We start from the raw sequence: 18,804 nt of genomic DNA on the forward strand, positions 1-18,804 counted from the left end.
TCCTTTGCTCTTTTATAATTAGTTCCAGTCGTACTCTATTACGAGAATCATGACTCAGGCAAAAAGGTTTCTCACCCTTCATCCCTAAAGGGTCGGCTGGATCGCCTTATTTGAACCAGAGATCCCCCCCCTTGTCAATTTTGCTGAATGATCATTAATGACCTGTTAAACAAGATGTGAGATCTGGTTTACGGTTTTGGGTTTTCTTTGTAGCTATTTGATTGTCATTGGTTAAGGCCGCCGATATACTGCGCCTCGTGGGTGATGGCTGTCGGTGTTTGAAACGCTTTCGCAAAGCCGGATGTGATATTGAAAATGTTGTTTTTGGCTTTCCTGAGTTGTTTTGGTAACAAAATCCTAACAAATGCCACTCCGTGCCCTCAATAGTTTGTGAAAACAATAACTAACGTGCTCAATGGAGCTGAGTGGGCAAAGCCGTGAAAAATAAACAGAGACCTGTAAACCTCGACCTACAGACTATCAGCTTTCCTGTCACCGCCATCGCTTCCATCTTGCATCGTGTCTCAGGGGTGATCACCTTTGTGGCGCTTTCCATCTTGCTGTGGATGCTTGGTACTTCCCTTTCCTCTCCCGAGGGGTTCGACACTGTCATGTCCATCCTGGACAACATCCTGGTCAAACTCGTGTTCTGGGGGATCCTGACGGCGCTCGCGTACCACATTGTTGGTGGTATTCGTCACCTGATCATGGACATGGGCTATTGGGAAGAGCTGGAGTCCGGCTCACAGAGTGCCCGCGTGGCCTTCGTGATCACCGGTGTCTTGGCGGTATTGGCGGGAGTACTGGTATGGTAACCAATTCTGCAACCTTCGGGCGCAGCGGCGTTCACGATTACATCCTGATCCGTGCCACCGCCCTCATCATGACGTTCTACACCCTCTATCTGGTGGGTTTCATCGCCTTCAACGACATCACCTACGAGGTATGGGTCGGCTTCTTCGCCAAGACCTTTACCAAGGTGTTCACCCTGTTGGCGCTCTTCTGTGTGCTGATCCACGCCTGGATCGGCCTGTGGCAGGTGCTGACCGACTATATCAAGCCGGTTGCCGTACGGGGCTCTCTGCAATTTGCCCTGGTCGTGGTCTTGTTTGTCTATCTGATGACGGGTTTCGTCGTGCTGTGGGGTGTATAAGGTGACTATTCCAACTCGTGAATTTGATGCAGTGGTGATCGGTGCCGGTGGCGCCGGCATGCGCGCCGCACTGCAGATTGCCCAATCCGGCAAGAGCTGTGCTCTGCTGTCCAAGGTGTTTCCGACCCGCTCCCATACCGTGTCCGCCCAGGGCGGGATCACGGTCGCCCTGGGCAATGCCCACGATGACAACTGGCAGTGGCACATGTACGACACCGTCAAGGGTTCCGATTACATCGGCGACCAGGAAGCGATTGAATACATGTGCAAGACGGGCCCGGAAGCCGTCTATGAGCTGGAGAACATGGGCTTGCCCTTCTCCCGCTTCGACAACGGCCGCGTCTATCAGCGTCCGTTCGGCGGCCAGTCCAAGGATTTTGGCGGTGAGCAGGCGGCGCGTACCGCCGCGGCGGCCGACCGTACCGGTCACGCCCTGCTGCACACCCTGTATCAGCAAAACGTCAAGAGCAAGACCACCGTCTTCTCCGAGTGGTATGCCCTGGATCTGGTGAAGAACCAGGATGGCCACGTCGTTGGCTGTACCGCCATCGACATGGAGAGCGGCGAAGTCGTCTACTTCAAGGCCAAGGCCACGGTGCTCGCCACCGGCGGCGCCGGTCGCATCTACCAGTCCACCACCAACGCCCACATCAACACCGGTGACGGTGTCGGCATGGCGCTGCGCGCCGGTGTGGGCGTGCAGGACATGGAATTCTGGCAGTTCCACCCCACCGGCATCGCCGGGGCAGGGGTGCTGGTGACCGAAGGCTGTCGTGGTGAGGGCGGTTATCTGCTCAACAAGGACGGCGAGCGCTTCATGGAGCGTTATGCTCCCAACGCCAAGGATCTGGCCGGTCGCGACGTGGTGGCGCGCTCCATCATGATCGAGATCCGCGAAGGCCGTGGCTGCGACGGTCCCTGGGGCCCGCACATCAAGCTCAAGCTGGATCACCTGGGCAAGGAGGTGCTGGAATCCCGTCTGCCGGGCATCTGCGAGCTCTCTCGCACCTTCGCCCACGTGGATCCGGTCAAGGAGCCCATCCCCATCATCCCGACCTGCCACTACATGATGGGCGGCGTGCCGACCAACGTGAATGGCCAGTGCCTGACCCAGGATAAAGACGGCAACGACGTCCCCGTGGTCGGCCTGTTCGCGGTGGGGGAAATCGCCTGCGTCTCCGTGCACGGCGCCAACCGCCTCGGCGGCAACTCCCTGCTGGATCTGGTGGTGTTCGGTCGTGCCGCCGGCATGCACCTGGTCAACACCCTGGGGGAGATGGAGCATGGCCGCGCCGCCTCCGAAGGGGACATCGATGCCGCCCTGGCCCGTTTCAATCGCTGGGAAAACACCCGTGACGGTGAAGACCCGGCCCAGATCCGCCGCGACCTGCAACGCTGCATGCAGAACAACTTCTCCGTGTTCCGTGAAGGTGACGCCATGGCCGAAGGGCTGGCCGAGCTGAAACTCATCCGCGAGCGCCTGAAAAACGCCCGTCTGGACGACACCTCCAAGGAGTTCAACACCCAGCGCATCGAGTGCCTGGAGCTGGACAACCTGATGGAGACGGCGTTTGCCACCGCGGTGGCGGCCAACTTCCGTACCGAGAGCCGGGGCGCCCACAGCCGCTTCGACTTCCCGGAGCGTGACGACGATAGCTGGTTGTGCCACAGCCTCTATCACCCGGACACCGAGTCCATGACCCGTCGCGCGGTCAACATGTCACCCAAGACCCGTGAGGCATTCCCGCCCAAGGTCCGGACTTACTGATTGCGGAGCAAAGCACAATGAACGTCACATTCTCGGTATATCGCTATAACCCGGACGTTGATAACGCCCCACATATGAAGGATTATCGTCTTGATATTCCTGAAGGTTCCGACATGATGGTGCTCGATGCGCTGATCCAGCTCAAAGAGCTGGATCCCACGCTCGCCTTCCGTCGCTCCTGCCGTGAAGGGGTCTGTGGCTCGGACGGGATCAACATGAATGGCAAGAACGGTCTTGCCTGCATCACCCCGCTCTCCGACCTGCTGAAGAAGGGCAACAAGGTGGTCATCCGCCCCTTGCCCGGCCTGCCGGTGATCCGGGACCTGGTGATCGACATGACCCAGTTCTACACCCAGTGGGAGAAGGTCAAGCCCTTCCTCATCAACGACGAAAAATTGCCGCCCGTGCGTGAGCACCTGCAATCCCCTGAAGAGCGTGCCAAGCTCGACGGCCTGTACGAATGTATCCTCTGTGCCTGCTGCTCGACCTCTTGCCCCTCCTTCTGGTGGAACCCGGACAAGTTCATCGGCCCCGCCGGTCTGCTCGCCGCCTATCGCTGGCTGGCTGACAGCCGCGACAGCGCCACCACTGAGCGTCTGGGCAACCTGGACGACGCCTTCAGCGTCTTCCGTTGCCACGGCATCATGAACTGTGTGAGCGTCTGTCCGAAGGGCCTCAACCCGACCAAGGCCATCGGCCATATCAAGTCGATGCTGCTCAACCGGGCTGTGTAATACCCAGGGCCTCGCCGCAAGGGCAGGGGCCCGACCTCTGGATGGCCACTCGACCCCTGGAAGGGTGGCCGTTTAACCCCGACAAAGCTGCTTCGTGGCAGTGACAAGAAGTACAAGGGATAGACATGCATAACGGCGTGATGAAGGCCTGGTTGGAGTCATCTCACCTGGCTGGTGCGAATGCAAGCTATATAGAGGATTTGTACGAATCCTTTCTGGACGATCCCGATTCCGTTGCCGAGGAGTGGCGCAGCATCTTTGCTGAACTGCCCCAGGTCAATGGTCACGCGGTAGAACAACCCCACTCCCAGGTCCGCGATTATTTCCGTCGTCTGGCCAAGGACCCCTCCCGATTCAGTGCCCCCGTCTCCGATCCCCAGGTGGATGCGAAGCAGGTGCGCGTGTTGCAACTGATCAACGCCTTCCGTTTCCGCGGTCACCAGAATGCCAAGCTGGATCCCCTCGGTCTCTGGGCCCGTGAAACCGTTGCCGAGCTCGACCCGGCCTTCCACAACCTGCAGGGCGCAGACATGGAGGCCACCTTCAATGTGGGCTCCTACGCCATCGGTCGCGAGACCATGGTGCTCTCCGATATCGTTACCTCGCTGAAGAAGACCTATTGCGGCAGCATAGGCGCCGACTACATGCACCTCACCTCCACCGAGGAGAAGCGCTGGCTGCAAGACAGACTCGAGTCCATCGAAGGGAAGGGGACCTATACCCTGGAAGAGAAGACCCGCTTCCTCGAGAACCTGACCGCCGCCGAAGGGCTGGAAAAATACCTGGGGGCCAAGTTCCCCGGCGCCAAGCGCTTCTCCCTGGAAGGGGGCGATGCCATGGTGCCCATGCTCAAGGAGCTTATCCGCCGCGCCGGTGAGCAGGGCTGCAAGGAGGCCGTCATCGGCATGGCCCACCGCGGTCGCCTCAACGTGCTGATCAACGTGCTCGGCAAGCGCGCCCAGGATCTGTTCGACGAGTTCGCCGGCAAGCATGGCGAATCCTGGGGCACAGGGGACGTGAAGTACCACATGGGCTTCTCCTCCGACTTCGCCACCCCGGGCGGCAACGTCCACCTGGCGCTCGCCTTCAACCCCTCTCACCTCGAAATCGTCAACCCGGTGGTCATCGGCTCCGTGCGTGCCCGTATGGATCGACGCGGCGACAAGGATGGCTCCAGCGTCCTGCCCATCACCATCCACGGTGATTCGGCCATCGCCGGTCAGGGTGTGGTGGCGGAGACCTTCAACATGTCCCAGACCCGTGCCTATGGCGTGGGCGGGACGGTGCGCATCGTCATCAACAACCAGGTGGGCTTCACCACCTCCAACATGCGTGACGTGCGCTCCACCGAATATTGCACCGACATCGCCAAGGCGGTGCAGGCCCCCGTGCTGCACGTCAACGGCGACGACCCGGAAGCCGTGGTGCTGGTCACCCAGATCGCCCTGGATTACCGCAACACCTTCAAGCGCGACGTGGTGATCGAGCTGGTCTGCTACCGTCGTCATGGCCACAACGAGGCCGACGAGCCGAGCGCTACCCAGCCCTTGATGTACCAGAAAATCAAGCAGCATCCGACGCCGCGCAAGATCTACGCCGATCAGCTGGTCGCCGAAGGCAGCATCAGCCAGGAGCTGGCCACCGCCCAGGTCAACGAATACCGCGACGCCCTGGACAAGGGGGAGCGGGTGGTCAAGGAGTGGCGCCCCATGGAGCTGCACTCCGTGGACTGGACCCCTTATCTCGGTCACGACTGGGCCATGCACTATGACGCCAGCCTGCCCATGGAGCAGCTCAAGGCCCTGGGCGAGCGTGTCAGCCAGTACCCGGCCTCCCATGTGCTGCAGCGTCAGGTGCAGAAGATCTACGAAGACCGTCGCCTGATGGCCGCCGGCGACAAGCTGCTGGACTGGGGCTTCGCCGAGACCCTGGCCTACGCCACCCTGGTGGACAAGGGCGCCCGCATCCGTATCACGGGGCAGGATTCCGGTCGCGGCACCTTCTTCCACCGCCACGCCGTGCTGCACAACCAGAACGATGCCAGCACCTACACCCCGCTGTGCAACATTCACGAGAACCAGGGGCCGTTCGAAGTCTATGACTCCGTGCTCTCCGAAGAGGCGGTACTGGCGTTCGAATATGGTTACGCCAGCGCCGAGCCCGCCGGCCTCACCATCTGGGAAGCCCAGTTCGGTGACTTCGCCAACGGTGCCCAGGTGGTGATCGACCAGTTCCTCTCCTCCGGCGAGCAGAAGTGGGGCCGGATGTGCGGCCTGACCATGCTGCTGCCCCACGGCTACGAGGGACAGGGTCCGGAGCACTCCTCCGCCCGTCTGGAGCGCTATCTGCAGATGTGCGCCGAACACAACATGCAGGTGTGCGTGCCCTCCACCCCGGCCCAGGTCTATCACATGCTGCGTCGCCAGGTGGTGCGCCCCATGCGTCGTCCGCTCATCGTGATGTCGCCGAAATCCCTGCTGCGCCACCCGCTGGCGGTGAGCAAGCTCGACGAGCTGGCACAAGGCACCTTCCAGAATGCCATCGGCGAGATCGACGCCCTGGATCCCAAAGGGGTCAAGCGGGTGGTGTTCTGCTCCGGCAAGGTCTACTACGACCTGCTCGATGCCCGTCGCAAGGCCGAGCAGCAAGACGTGGCCCTGGTGCGCATTGAGCAGCTCTACCCCTTCCCCGAGGCGGAAGTGCGCGCCATTCTGGCCGATTATGCCCATGTCACCGATTTCGTCTGGTGTCAGGAAGAGCCGCAGAACCAGGGGGCCTGGTATTGCACCCGCCATCACTATGATGGGGTCCTGCCTGCCGGTGCCACCCTGCGTTATGCCGGTCGTTCGGCCTCCGCCTCACCCGCGGTCGGTTACATGTCCGTCCACGCCAAGCAGCAGAAAGCCCTGGTGGAAGACGCCCTTACTCTGGCCTAAGCCCTGAACAAGAAGTAACAAGGAACTGATTACATGACTATCGAGATCAAGGTACCGGACCTGCCGGAATCAGTGGCCGACGCCACCATCGCGACCTGGCACAAGCAGCCGGGGGATCTGGTTGCCCGTGACGAAGTGCTGGTCGACATCGAGACCGACAAGGTCGTACTGGAAGTGCCGGCGCCGGAAGCGGGCATCCTGGGTGACATTCTGCAGGCCGAAGGCGCCACCGTGCTCTCCCGCCAGCTGATCGCCATGCTCAAGGCCGCTCCGGTCGCGGGCGAAGAGACCAAGGAGAAGCCGGTTGACGCCGCCGCCGAGAGTGGCGCGGCCGATGATCTGAGCCCCTCGGTGCGCCGCCTGGTGGCCGAGCATGCCATCGACGTGGCCAAACTGACCGGCACCGGCAAGGGCGGTCGCGTCACCAAGGAAGACGTGGAAGCCTTCCTCAAGGGTGGCAACAAGCCAGCCGCCGCCCCGGTTGCGGCAGCCCCGGCTGCGCCGATCGCTCCCCTGGCAGGTCGCACCGAGAAGCGTGTGCCCATGACTCGTCTGCGCAAGCGCATCGCCGAACGTCTGCTGGAGGCCAAGAACACCACCGCCATGCTGACCACTTTCAACGAGATCAACATGGCGCCCATCATGAAGCTGCGCAAGCAGTACGGCGAGATCTTCGAGAAGAAGCACGGCATCAAGCTCGGCTTCATGTCCTTCTACGTCAAGGCCGTGGTCGAATCCTTGAAGCGCTACCCGGAAGTGAACGCGGCGCTCGACGGTGATGACATCGTCTACCACAACTACTTCGACGTCAGCATCGCCGTCTCCACTCCCCGCGGCCTGGTGACCCCGGTACTGCGCGACTGTGACAGCATGAGCCTGGCGGACATCGAGAAGGCCATCAAGGAGCTGGCGGGCAAGGGCCGTGACGGCAAGCTGACCGTGGACGAACTGACCGGCGGCAACTTCACCATCACCAACGGTGGCGTGTTCGGCTCCCTGATGTCCACTCCCATCATCAACCCGCCGCAAAGCGCCATCCTGGGGATGCACAAGATCCAGGACAGACCCATGGCGGTGGACGGCAAGGTGGAAATCCTGCCGATGATGTACCTGGCGCTCTCCTACGATCACCGCATCATCGACGGTCGCGAGTCGGTCGGCTTCCTAGTCTCCATCAAGGAGCTGCTGGAAGATCCGACCCGTCTGCTGCTGGACGTCTGATCACCAAGAATATAGGGGCCTGTCCGGGCCCCTATCGCAGGGGCATTGAGAAACACCCCAACGGATATAACGACAACACGGATAGAACATCATGAATTTGCATGAATATCAGGCAAAACAGCTGTTTGCCCAGTATGGCCTGCCGGTCTCCGAAGGTTATGCCTGCGCAACCCCGCAAGAAGCTGCCGAAGCGGCAGACAAGATTGGCGGCAACATGTGGGTCGTCAAGTGCCAGGTGCACGCCGGCGGCCGCGGCAAGGCGGGCGGCGTCAAGCTGGCCAAGAGCAAGGACGAGATCCGTGCCTTCGCCCAGAACTGGCTTGGCAAGAACCTGGTCACCTACCAGACCGACGCCAACGGCCAGCCGGTCACCAAGATCCTGGTGGAATCCTGCACCGACATCGCCAAGGAGCTGTATCTCGGCGCCGTGGTCGATCGCAGCAGCCGCCGCGTGGTCTTCATGGCCTCCACCGAAGGTGGTGTCGAGATCGAGAAAGTCGCCGAAGAGACGCCGCACCTGATCCACAAGGCCGCCATCGATCCCCTGGTGGGCCCCCAGGCCTATCAGGCCCGCGAGCTGGCCTTCAAGCTGGGTCTGGTCGGCGATCAGATCAAGCAGTTCACCAAGATCTTCATGGGTCTGGGCAAGATGTTCCAGGATTGCGACTTCGCCCTGCTGGAGATCAACCCCCTGGTCATCACCGACAAGGGCAACCTGCATTGCCTGGATGGAAAGATCAACATCGATGCCAACGCCATGTACCGCCAGCCCAAGCTGCGCGAGATGCACGATCCCTCCCAGGATGACCCCCGCGAGGCGCATGCCGCCCAGTGGGAGCTGAACTATGTGGCGCTGGATGGCAACATCGGATGCATGGTCAACGGCGCGGGTCTGGCCATGGGTACCATGGACATCGTCAACCTGCACGGCGGCTCGCCTGCCAACTTCCTGGACGTCGGCGGCGGCGCCACCAAGGAGCGAGTGACCGAGGCGTTCAAGATCATCCTCTCCGACACCAAGGTGCAGGCCGTGCTGGTCAACATCTTCGGCGGCATAGTGCGCTGCGACATGATCGCGGAAGGCATCATAGGTGCCGTGAAGGAAGTGGGGGTCAAGGTGCCCGTGGTGGTGCGTCTGGAAGGCAACAATGCCGACCTGGGTGCCCAGAAACTGGCCGAGAGCGGCCTCAACATCATCGCCGCCAAGAGTCTGACTGACGCAGCTCAGCAAGTGGTTAAAGCAGCGGAGGCCAAATAATGAGCGTTCTGATCAACAAAGATACCAAGGTGATCTGCCAGGGCTTCACCGGCGGTCAGGGTACCTTCCACTCCGAACAGGCCATTGCTTACGGTACCCAGATGGTCGGCGGCGTGTCGCCTGGCAAGGGTGGCACCACCCACCTGGGCCTGCCGGTGTTCAACACGGTGCGTGACGCCGTGGAAGCCACCGGCGCCACCGCCTCCGTCATCTATGTCCCGGCACCCTTCTGCAAGGACGCCATCCTGGAGGCGATCGATGCCGGCATCCAGCTCATCGTCACCATCACCGAAGGCATCCCGACCCTGGACATGCTGGACGTCAAGGTGAAGCTGCAGGAAACCGGCGTGCGCATGATTGGCCCCAACTGCCCGGGCGTCATTACCCCGGGTGAGTGCAAGATCGGCATCATGCCCGGCCACATCCACCAGCCCGGCAAGGTGGGCATCGTGTCGCGCTCCGGCACCCTGACCTACGAAGCGGTCAAGCAGACCACGGACGAGGGCTTCGGCCAGTCCACCTGCGTCGGTATCGGTGGTGACCCCATCCCGGGTTCCAACTTCATCGACATCCTGGAGATGTTCCAGAACGACCCGCAGACCGAAGCCATCGTGATGATCGGCGAGATCGGCGGCAACGCCGAGGAAGAAGCGGCGGCCTACATCAAGGCCAACGTCACCAAGCCGGTGGTCTCCTACATCGCGGGCGTCACCGCGCCTCCGGGCAAGCGCATGGGCCATGCTGGCGCCATCATCGCCGGTGGTAAAGGCACGGCAGCAGAGAAATTTGCCGCCCTGGAAGATGCCGGCGTGAAAACCGTGCGCTCCCTGGCCGATATCGGCAAGGCCCTGCGGGAAGTGACCGGCTGGTAAGTTATTCAGCCTGTTATCTCTGATAAAAATGCCGTCCGATTGAAGTGAACCCCATTTATTGGACACATTAGTTGGCGGATGACATGGCCTGAGTTCGGTACTGTACCGAGCTCAGGCCGTTTAGTTTTGCTTTGATCCGCTCGTGGTTGTAGTAGTGGATGTATTCATCCACCGCACGTTTCAACTGCTCTGTATCTTCGTACTCTTCGTTGAACCAGCATTCGCTCTTCAGCAGCCCAAAGAAGTTCTCTACCACCGCATTGTCCAGGCAGTTCCCTTTGCGTGACATGTTTTGCTTCACCTCCCTTGACGATAACTGCGTCTGATAGCTGGCCATCTGATATTGCCAGCCTTGATCCGAGTGCAGCACCGGCGCATCTCCTGGCTGTAATCTTGCCAGAGCCTCATCCAGCATCTTGTCCACCAACTGCCTTTTTCTAGGACACCCACCTTTTTGACTGCGGCGTAGCCCTGTACTTGGCTTGAGGTGCCACTGCCCAGGGGGTGAGCCATGACCATTGCCCGTTCACGTCAAATCAGTTTGCAGGATACGCCTTACTACCACGTGGTCAGCCGCTGCGTGCGGCGGGCTTTTCTGTGCGGGGAGGATGTCTATTCCGGCCAGAGTTACGAACATCGGCGCCAATGGGTGGTCGACAAGCTGGGCCAGCTGTCCCGGCTGTTTGCCATCGGTGTTTGCGCTTATGCCGTGATGAGCAACCACTATCATCTGGTGCTCAAAGTGGAGCCAGACACAGCCGCCAGCTGGAGCGGGAGGTGGCCGAACGTTGGGCGGCGTTGTTCCAATGGCCGCTGCTGGTGCGGCGCTGGCATCAGGGGGAATCTCTGATTGAGTCCGAGTTGTTGGTCGTGCAGCAGTTGATAGGGCAATGGCGTGAACGGCTGCACTCCATCAGCTGGTTTGTGCGGCTGCTCAATGAAACCCTGGCGCGGCAGGCCAATCGGGAAGATGGCTGCAAGGGGCATTTCTGGGAAGGGCGCTTCAAGAGCCAGGCCCTGCTCACCGAGTCAGCCCTGCTGGCCTGCATGACTTATGTTGATCTCAACCCGATACGAGCGGCACTGGCAGACAGGCCCGAGCAGAGCGATTACACCAGCATCAAGCAGCGTCTGGATGAAACACCAGCAAGCGACGCCTTGCCTCCGCTATTGCTGCCATTTGCGGGTCAAAGCACACCTTATCCGGATGGTTTGCCCTATGCCTTAGCTGACTACCTGATGCTGGTTGATTGGACCGGACGCGCCATTCGGGCAGACAAGCAGGGTCATATTCCAGCCAGTCTCGCCCCCATACTGCAACGGCTGAACCTGGATGGTGCTGGTTGGTTGAAGCGGGTGGCACTGTTTCGCCGGCAAGGCATCAGAGTGGTGGGGGACAGGGAGCACTGCCAGCTATTTGCCTACCATTGCGGCCAGCGACGGTGCTATCAGCCACTGTCATGAACCATTAGCACACACCTCACCCAAAATACCCGGTATATCAGCAGATGCCAGCATAACGCTGCCTGAAAAATGCGGCCTTGCATTAAACACGTCTGCTTCACCTCTGAGCAAGACACATAATCCAACAACAGCCACAGTGGCATCGACCGGCGGCTTGGTGATGTTCTGCTTAAAAGGATGGGTGTCCATGATAGAAAACGTATCCTCACTCGTTCATGTGCTTCGTGCCGGGTACTTCCCGCGGGTATTGCGCGCCTCTGAGCCCGGGCTTGTCCGGTTTTTTACTGTGATGAGATGGTCCCCTTTACCTTGAAAAATCGGGGTATAAGGGGTATAACCACGCGCTTTCCTGGTGTATTTAGCGAGCCCCTTATGCAAACTCCTTTTTGGCAGGCCAAGACCCTGCAACAGATGACCACTGCCGAGTGGGAGTCCCTGTGCGATGGCTGCGGCAAGTGCTGCCTCAACAAGCTGATCGACGCCGATACCGATGAGCTGGTGTTCACCAATGTGGCCTGCAACCTGCTCAACACCAGGAGCTGTCAGTGCTCCGACTACCACAATCGCTTCAAGAAGGAGCCGGACTGCCTGCAGATCACGGTGGAGAAGATAGAGGAGTACCAGTGGTTGCCCTCCAGCTGCGCCTACCGCCTGCTGGCCGAGGGGCAGAGCCTGCCGGTGTGGCACCCGCTCATCACCGGCAGCCGCTCCGCCATGCACCAGGCGGGGCAGTCGGTACGCGGCAAGGTGATACACGAGCGCGAGGCGGGGGAGTGGGAGGATCACATCATTACCTGGGCGAGCTGATCTGTTCGCTTGCTCGTCCCTAATTAGGGCCACCTTGCGTGGCTCTTTTCGTTTCTGACGGGAGGCTTGCCAGCAAAGCTGACGGTGCAAGGCATGGGGCGGGAGCCATTTGTGGCGAAAAGAGATGGGCGAGAAAAGAGATGGGTGGCCCAGAAACCTCGAAACCACCCTCCCTGAAACCGTCGGGTGTCCCAGAAACCGCCTGGTGTCCGAGAAACCAGCGGTGGTGAAAAGAGATGGGTGTCCCAGAAACCGCCGCGCCAGAAACCGCCGACCAAGGTGGATGGGTGTCCGAGAAACCGCGAGAAACCATCCGAGAAACCAATCGGGATCTCCATCTATTCGGGGGAAAGGTGTAAACCATATTCAGGACGGGACAGCAGAGATAAAAAAAGAGCCGCATCTGCGGCTCTTTTTGATGACGGGCATTCCCTTAGGGACGGACGGCCGGGCTGTGGGCCTTGTTGACGGCCGCAGTGCTGCCCGCGTGACGACCCGAGCTGGCAACGTCACCGCGCACCAGGGGCGGGTAGTCGACAGGCTCGGCGGCCGGCAGGGCAGGGGCCTCGGCCGGGGTCGCCATGGGGGCGGAGGCTTTGCGGGCCTGGGCCAGCAAGCCACCGGTAGCGCGCGGCGCAGACTTGGCGGCCTCTACCTTGGCGAGGGCAGCCGGGGCGCTGGCTGCGGCTGCCACCGGGGCCTCGGCGGCGGGGGCAATGACCTCTGCCTCGGCGACCAGGGGAGCGACGTCGGCCACTGGGGTGACCTCAACCTCGGTTGCGGCCGGCGGCTGGACTGCGTCGACCTGAGCCGGCTCAACAGCGTCAACCTGAACCAGCTCAACTGGCGCGGCGTCAGCCTGCACAGGGGCCTGGGCCGCTTCCACCACCTGGACGGGGGCGTCGGTCTGGGCGGGTGCCTCCACCTTGGGCTCGACCGGAGCGGGGGCAACCTGAGCGGGTTCGGCTGCGGCCACAACGGCGACCTCTGCCTGCACGTCCGCTACCACGACCGCTTGCTCGACCTGCTGCTCGGCTTGCGGCGCGAGCGCGGGTTCGGCAACCGGGGCGACCGGTTCGCTGACGACCTTGCTGGTGTCGACGAAGGGCACTTCCGGCAGGTGGTGATCGGTATCCACGACGGCGTGCTCGACCAGGGCGGCGGAGGCCTGGGTTGCGGCGGCGATGGCTTGCGGGCTCAGAGGGGCAACCAGCGGGGTCACCGGCTCATTGCTCTCGGCCTGGGGCTGCTCCTCTTCGCGCTGACCGCGGCTCTCTTCGTTGATGCGCTTGCGGCGCTGACCTTCGCCACGCTGGCCACGGGGGTTGCGACGGGAGCGGCGCTGGCCGTCCTGATCGTCACCCTGCGGGGCATCGGCGTCTTCGGTGGCCACCACGGCGGCTAGCGGCTGTTCGGCCTGGGGCGCATCGATGCGGATCTGCTTGCGCAGTTGACGACGTTCGCGGCGCTCGGCGACGATCAGCTCCTTCTCCTGGTGAGCCTCGACTTGAGTCTCTACCTGGGTCGGCAGCGCTTCGGCGGCGACCACGGCCTGCACCTGGGTGTCACGCTCGGCACGGGGCTCGCGGGGTTGGCGCGGTTCACGCTCACCACGGGGTTCCCGGGGCTGACGCGGTTCGCGGGGCTGACGGGGCTCACGCTCGGCGCGGGCTTCGTTGGCCTGGCGAGGTTCCCGCTCGGCGCGAGGCTCGCGGGGCTGACGGGGTTCCCGTTCGGTGCGCGCCTCGTTGGCCTGACGCGGCTCGCGCTCGGTACGGGGCTCACGCTCCTTGCGCGGACGACGGGCACGATTGTCACCCTGCTCGCCACTCTTGGCGTCACGGCGCTGTTCACCCCCTTCGTTGCGGTTGCGGTTGCCCTGACGCGGGCCACGACGCTCGTCACGCTGATGGCGGTGACTCTCTTCCTTGCGGGCCTCGGCCTGGACCGGTGCTGCCGGTTTGGCCTCGGGGGCGGCAGGGCCAGGGGCGAAGATGCCGGCGATGGCCTTGAAGAACTTGCCGACCAGGCCAGCCTCTGCCACGGGGGCAGGGGCGACCGGTGCGGCAGGCTGAGGCGCCGCGGCGGCAGCCGGCGCGGGCTGGGCCGGCTGGATGAAGCCTTGCAGCAGCGGCTGTTCCCGCTCGATGGCCTGGGCCTGCTTGGGCTGGTAGATGGGCTTGGCTATCTCCGTCTTCAGCTCGTAGCTCACCGCTTCGGGGATCTCATTCTTGCGAATGCGGGTCACCTCGTAGTGGGGCGTCTCCAGATGCTGGTTCGGGATGATGTAGAGGCGCACATCGTTGCGCTGCTCGAGGCTGGCGATGGAGCTGCGCTTCTCGTTGAGCAGGTAGGCGGCGACATCCACCGGCACCTGGGCATGGACCTGTTCGGTGTTGTCCTTCAGGGCCTCTTCTTCGATGAGGCGCAGGATGGAGAGGGCCAGTGACTCGTTGTCACGGATGACCCCTTGACCCTGGCAACGGGGGCAGATGTGGCTGCTGGACTCGTTGAGGGAGGGGCGCAGGCGCTGGCGGGACATCTCCAGCAGGCCGAAACGGGAGATCCGGCCCAACTGGATGCGGGCCCTGTCCTGATGGACGGCTTCACGCAGACGGTTTTCCACTTCACGCTGATGGCGAACCGGGGTCATGTCGATGAAGTCGATGACGATCAGGCCACCCAGATCGCGCAGGCGCAACTGACGGGCAATCTCATCGGCCGCTTCCAGGTTGGTCTGCAGCGCCGTCTCCTCGATGTCGCCGCCCTTGGTGGCGCGGGAGGAGTTGATGTCGATGGAGGTCAGGGCCTCGGTCGGATCGATGACGATGCTGCCGCCGGAGGGCAGGCGCACTTCACGCTGGAACGCAGACTCAATCTGGCTCTCGATCTGGAAGTGATTGAACAGAGCCACGTCACCCTGGTACAGCTTGACCCGATTGAGGAAATCGGGGCGAACCAGCTCGATATGCGCCTTGGCGCGCTCGAAGATGACGGGGTTGTCGATCAGGATCTCGCCCACATCGCGACGCAGATAGTCACGAATGGCGCGCACGATCACGTTGCTCTCCTGATGGATGAGCACCGGGGCGGCACGCTGCTGGGAGGCCTTGTGGATGGAATCCCAGTGATTGAGCAGGACGTTCAGATCCCAGGAGAGCTCCTCGGGGGACTTGCCGACACCGGCGGTACGCACGATGAGCCCCATGCCTTCCGGCACGGTAAGACCCGACAGGGCCTCTTTCAGTTCGGTGCGCTCGTCACCCTCGATGCGGCGGGAGATGCCGCCGGCACGGGGGTTGTTGGGCATCAGCACCAGGTAGCTGCCGGCCAGACTGATGAAGGTGGTGAGGGCCGCACCCTTGGTGCCACGCTCTTCCTTATCGATCTGGACGATCACTTCCTGGCCCTCGCGGACCACTTCTTTGATGTTGGGACGACCCTGATAGGAGTAACCGGAGGGGAAATAATTGCGGGCGATCTCCTTTAACGGCAGGAAACCGTGGCGCTCGGCGCCGTAGTCGACAAAAGCAGCTTCGAGACTGGGTTCTACGCGGGTGATTTTGCCCTTGTAAATGTTCGCTTTCTTCTGCTCGTGTCCCGGACTTTCAATATCCAAATCGTAGAGCTGTTGTCCGTCAACCAGCGCTACGCGCAACTCCTCTTCCTGAGTCGCGTTGATTAGCATTCTTTTCATTGAGTTCTCATTATTTTGTCATTTTGATTTCCTCCACAGGATCCTGCCGGCGCCGGCCTCGGGTCTTCAGCATACTGGGGCAACCTCCCGGTTGGGGTACGCATGAGGCGCAAACTAAGGGCGCTCTGGTTCAGCCTTCTCGAGAAGGGATGAATAAAGGATGCCGGTGTGGAGACAAATAGCCGGTTCTGTTTGCGTTCTCCATGCGCTGTACCTCGCACCCGGGAACCGTCATGTTCTTGTATACACGGTGTTTCGGGATTGGGTGGCATACTTTTTGGCCACTTAGTACAAGGCTTGAACACAATGACAAAACCTTGTTTATTATCCCATTTAAACCACTTTTATAGCAAGGTGCCATTTTTCAACAAAGCATGGAGCCAAGGGGCCCGTGGGGTGTTAAAATCCGCGCCATGACACAGATACATCAACAAGTGCAGCTGCTCACCATCGAAGCTGAGCATGAAGGGCAGCGCATCGACAATTTTCTCAAGACTCAGTTAAAGGGCGTCCCCAAGAGCCTGATCTATCGCATCCTTCGCAAAGGGGAGGTGCGCGTCAACAAGAAGCGCATCAAACCGGAATACAAGCTCTGCCCGGGTGACGAGGTGCGGGTGCCCCCCGTGCGCGTCGCCGAAAAGAACGAACTCCCCTCCGCCAACCTCGGCAGCATCCAGCGTCTGGAGAGCCAGATCCTGTTTGAAGATGACGCCATGATAGTGCTCAACAAACCGTCCGGCATGGCGGTGCACGGCGGCAGCGGCCTGAGCTTTGGCGTGATTGAAGGGCTGCGTGCCCTGCGCCCGGAAGCCCGCTTCCTCGAGCTGGTTCACCGGCTCGACCGTGACACCTCCGGCGTCTTGCTGGTCGCCAAGAAGCGCAGCGCCCTGCGCAGCCTGCACGAGCAGTTGCGAGTCAAGACCATGCGCAAGCAGTACCTGGCGCTGGTGCGCGGTCAGTGGCAGTCCCACGTCAAGGTGGTCAATGCGCCCCTGCGCAAGAACGATCTGCAATCGGGCGAGCGGGTGGTGCGGGTCAGCAGTGACGGCAAGCCGTCCGAAACCCGCTTTCGGATTGCCCGCCAATTTGCCGAGGCAACCCTGGTGGAATGCAGCCCCATCACCGGCCGCACCCACCAGATCCGGGTCCACACCCAACACGCCGGCCACCCCATCGCCTGCGATGATAAGTATGGTGAAGCGGCCTTTGATGAAAAAATGCGCAGCCAGGGGCTGAAACGGCTGTTCCTGCATGCCTGGAAGCTCACCTTTACCCATCCGGTGGATGGCCGGGAGGTGTTGATCGAGGCGCCGCTGGCCCCCGAGCTCGATACCTTCCTGAACAAGCTGGCGCGCTGATGCAGGGTACCCGGCTCGCCATCTTCGACTGGGACGGCACGCTGATGGACTCCATCGGGCGCATCGTCAACTGTGTCGAACTGGCCGCCGGGGAGTGCGGTCTGTCACTCCCTGCCCGGGAGCAGACCCGGCAGATCATCGGCCTGAGCCTGGAGGTGGGGCTGGCGAGCCTGTTCGGATTGACGGTGGGGAGTGCGTCCTGTGCCCGTCTGGTCGCCGCCTATCGTCATCATTATCTTCATGACGATACGCCGAGCCCGCTGTTTGCCGGTGCCGCCGACTTGCTCCATGACTGGCATGGGCGCGGCATCTTGCTGGCGGTGGCCACCGGCAAGTCTCGCCGTGGTCTGGATCGGGTACTCGAGGAGACGGGGCTGGGGCCGCTGTTTGCCGCCAGTCGCGGCGCCGACGAGGCCCGTTCCAAACCCGACCCTCTGATGCTGAGTCAACTGCTGGACGAGCTGGCGCTGCCGGTTGGCGAGGCGGTGATGATAGGGGACTCGGTCCATGATCTTGCCATGGCCGAGGCGCTGGGAATGGCCCGCATCGGGGTGACCTGGGGCGTGCACGGCAGAGAACGGCTGCAGGCCCATGATCCGGTCGCCATCGTCGACACCATGGCCCAGCTGAGGCGCATTCTGGATTAGCGAGTCGCTGACAACAATGACAAAACGGGAGCCTGGGCTCCCGTTTTTCATGGCTGGCGTGTCATGGGCGTCAGGGCAGGGCGAGACCGTGACGCCCCAGCAGCTCGATGAGGCCGATCAGGGGCAGGCCTATCAGGGCATTGGGATCGCGCCCCTCCAGCGCCTCGAACAACACGATTCCCATCCCTTCACACTTGAAGCTGCCGGCGCAATCGAGCGGCCGTTCGGCCTCGACATAGCGGCGAATGGCCGCCTCATCCAGGGGGCGAAAGTGGACCGTGAAAGGTTCGACCAGATCATGGCATTGGCCCGTGGCGGCATCCAGCACGGTGAGGCCGGTATAGAAGGTGACGCTGCGCCCTTGTGCGGCCATGAGCTGCGCCACCGCATTGTCCACCGACCCCGGCTTGCCGAGGATCCTGCCGTTGCAGACACACACTTGGTCTGATCCAATGATCAATCCCCGCTCAACCTCGTCGGCAATGGCTGCCGCCTTGGCATGGGCGAGCCGCGTCACCAGCGCCTCGGCCGATTCGCCGGGCAGAGGAGATTCATCCACCCGGGGGGCTGCACACTCGAAGGGGAGGCCGAGCTTTTCCAGCAGTGCTTTGCGATAGGGGGAGGTGGAGGCGAGGATCAGCGGTGTTGACATCATGATATCCAGGTTCGTTGCGATCAGCGGCCGATGGTATCGCCGCGCCATCGACAGGGCAATTGCCGAATGGGATGGCAACGCCCGCCCGGGCGTCCTGTCTGGTGTCCTGATGTCATTTGACCATGATGATGCCCGGGCACATCAGGGTGAGGGTCACGGGCGATGGACGAATGGCGAGCACTCATCTTGCCTGCCGGATAAAGGACGCTAGGCGACATGAATGACACTTGACGA

At 61.6% G+C, this 18,804-nt stretch carries 14 protein-coding genes and 2 pseudogenes; 12 read left to right on the forward strand and 4 right to left on the reverse strand.

Annotation, left to right across the window (positions count from 1 at the left end; all coding sequences use genetic code 11):
* The first annotated feature begins 425 nt into the window (after positions 1-425).
* The 8 genes from sdhC (at position 426) to sucD (ending at position 9,942) form a co-directional block, all read left to right on the forward strand.
* Positions 426-815: a succinate dehydrogenase cytochrome b556 subunit gene (gene sdhC, locus ACLHZ1_RS10430; RefSeq protein ID WP_041992260.1), complete on the forward strand. Its 390-nt coding sequence runs from the start codon at positions 426-428 to the stop codon at positions 813-815.
* Entirely contained in the window at positions 809-1,153 is a 345-nt protein-coding gene (gene sdhD, locus ACLHZ1_RS10435) for a succinate dehydrogenase, hydrophobic membrane anchor protein (RefSeq protein ID WP_408793280.1), read from the forward strand. The genes sdhC and sdhD overlap by 7 nt, the downstream gene beginning before the upstream one ends.
* A 1-nt stretch (position 1,154) precedes the next feature.
* Positions 1,155-2,921: a succinate dehydrogenase flavoprotein subunit gene (sdhA, locus tag ACLHZ1_RS10440; RefSeq protein ID WP_408793281.1), complete on the forward strand. Its 1,767-nt coding sequence runs from the start codon at positions 1,155-1,157 to the stop codon at positions 2,919-2,921.
* A gap of 17 nt (positions 2,922-2,938) precedes the next feature.
* Positions 2,939-3,655, forward strand: coding sequence for a succinate dehydrogenase iron-sulfur subunit (locus tag ACLHZ1_RS10445; protein WP_041992269.1), 717 nt, complete (start codon positions 2,939-2,941; stop codon positions 3,653-3,655).
* A gap of 125 nt (positions 3,656-3,780) precedes the next feature.
* Positions 3,781-6,591, forward strand: coding sequence for a 2-oxoglutarate dehydrogenase E1 component (gene sucA / locus ACLHZ1_RS10450; RefSeq protein ID WP_427262043.1), 2,811 nt, complete (start codon positions 3,781-3,783; stop codon positions 6,589-6,591).
* A 33-nt stretch (positions 6,592-6,624) separates the two neighbouring features.
* Complete coding sequence (gene odhB, locus ACLHZ1_RS10455; protein WP_427262044.1) at positions 6,625-7,812, forward strand: 2-oxoglutarate dehydrogenase complex dihydrolipoyllysine-residue succinyltransferase; 1,188 nt, start codon at positions 6,625-6,627, stop codon at positions 7,810-7,812.
* 91 nt (positions 7,813-7,903) lie between these two features.
* The gene (gene sucC / locus ACLHZ1_RS10460) at positions 7,904-9,070 is read left to right on the forward strand and encodes an ADP-forming succinate--CoA ligase subunit beta (RefSeq protein ID WP_111872714.1); all 1,167 of its coding nucleotides are present in this window, start codon (positions 7,904-7,906) and stop codon (positions 9,068-9,070) included.
* Complete coding sequence (gene sucD, locus ACLHZ1_RS10465; protein WP_041992280.1) at positions 9,070-9,942, forward strand: succinate--CoA ligase subunit alpha; 873 nt, start codon at positions 9,070-9,072, stop codon at positions 9,940-9,942. Before sucC ends, sucD begins: the two co-directional genes overlap by 1 nt.
* Before the next feature lie 67 nt (positions 9,943-10,009).
* Here sucD and ACLHZ1_RS10470 read toward each other — a convergent pair.
* Positions 10,010-10,369, reverse strand: a pseudogene (locus tag ACLHZ1_RS10470) (transposase); the annotation flags it as partial.
* Positions 10,370-10,453: 84 nt separating this feature from the next.
* Between ACLHZ1_RS10470 and ACLHZ1_RS10475 the strand changes: the two are divergent.
* Positions 10,454-11,406: pseudogene (locus ACLHZ1_RS10475) on the forward strand (transposase).
* Here the strand turns inward: ACLHZ1_RS10475 and ACLHZ1_RS10480 are convergent.
* The gene (locus ACLHZ1_RS10480; protein WP_427262045.1) at positions 11,401-11,595 is read right to left on the reverse strand and encodes a hypothetical protein; all 195 of its coding nucleotides are present in this window, start codon (positions 11,593-11,595) and stop codon (positions 11,401-11,403) included. The pseudogene ACLHZ1_RS10475 and the gene ACLHZ1_RS10480 sit on opposite strands and share 6 nt — an antisense overlap.
* A 183-nt stretch (positions 11,596-11,778) precedes the next feature.
* On the opposite strand from ACLHZ1_RS10480, the gene ACLHZ1_RS10485 reads away from it, so the two are divergent.
* Complete coding sequence (locus tag ACLHZ1_RS10485) at positions 11,779-12,213, forward strand: YcgN family cysteine cluster protein (RefSeq protein ID WP_427262046.1); 435 nt, start codon at positions 11,779-11,781, stop codon at positions 12,211-12,213.
* 433 nt (positions 12,214-12,646) lie between these two features.
* Here the strand turns inward: ACLHZ1_RS10485 and rne are convergent, their stop codons facing one another.
* The gene (rne, locus tag ACLHZ1_RS10490; protein WP_427262047.1) at positions 12,647-15,910 is read right to left on the reverse strand and encodes a ribonuclease E; all 3,264 of its coding nucleotides are present in this window, start codon (positions 15,908-15,910) and stop codon (positions 12,647-12,649) included.
* Between the two features lie 413 nt (positions 15,911-16,323).
* Here rne and rluC point away from each other — a divergent pair, with 413 nt between their 5' ends.
* Together rluC and ACLHZ1_RS10500 are read left to right on the forward strand one after the other, a co-directional pair.
* Positions 16,324-17,268, forward strand: coding sequence for a 23S rRNA pseudouridine(955/2504/2580) synthase RluC (gene rluC / locus ACLHZ1_RS10495; protein ID WP_209434875.1), 945 nt, complete (start codon positions 16,324-16,326; stop codon positions 17,266-17,268).
* Positions 17,268-17,915: an HAD family hydrolase gene (locus tag ACLHZ1_RS10500; RefSeq protein WP_427262048.1), complete on the forward strand. Its 648-nt coding sequence runs from the start codon at positions 17,268-17,270 to the stop codon at positions 17,913-17,915. Before rluC ends, ACLHZ1_RS10500 begins: the two co-directional genes overlap by 1 nt.
* A 70-nt stretch (positions 17,916-17,985) precedes the next feature.
* On the opposite strand, the gene ACLHZ1_RS10505 is transcribed toward ACLHZ1_RS10500, so the two are convergent.
* On the reverse strand, positions 17,986-18,567 hold the full coding sequence (locus ACLHZ1_RS10505) for a Maf family protein (RefSeq protein ID WP_427262049.1): 582 nt from the start codon (positions 18,565-18,567) through the stop codon (positions 17,986-17,988).
* Positions 18,568-18,804: the final 237 nt, after the last annotated feature.

The organism is Aeromonas sobria (assembly GCF_050266975.1).
Taxonomy (GTDB): Bacteria; Pseudomonadota; Gammaproteobacteria; order Enterobacterales; family Aeromonadaceae; genus Aeromonas; species Aeromonas sobria_B.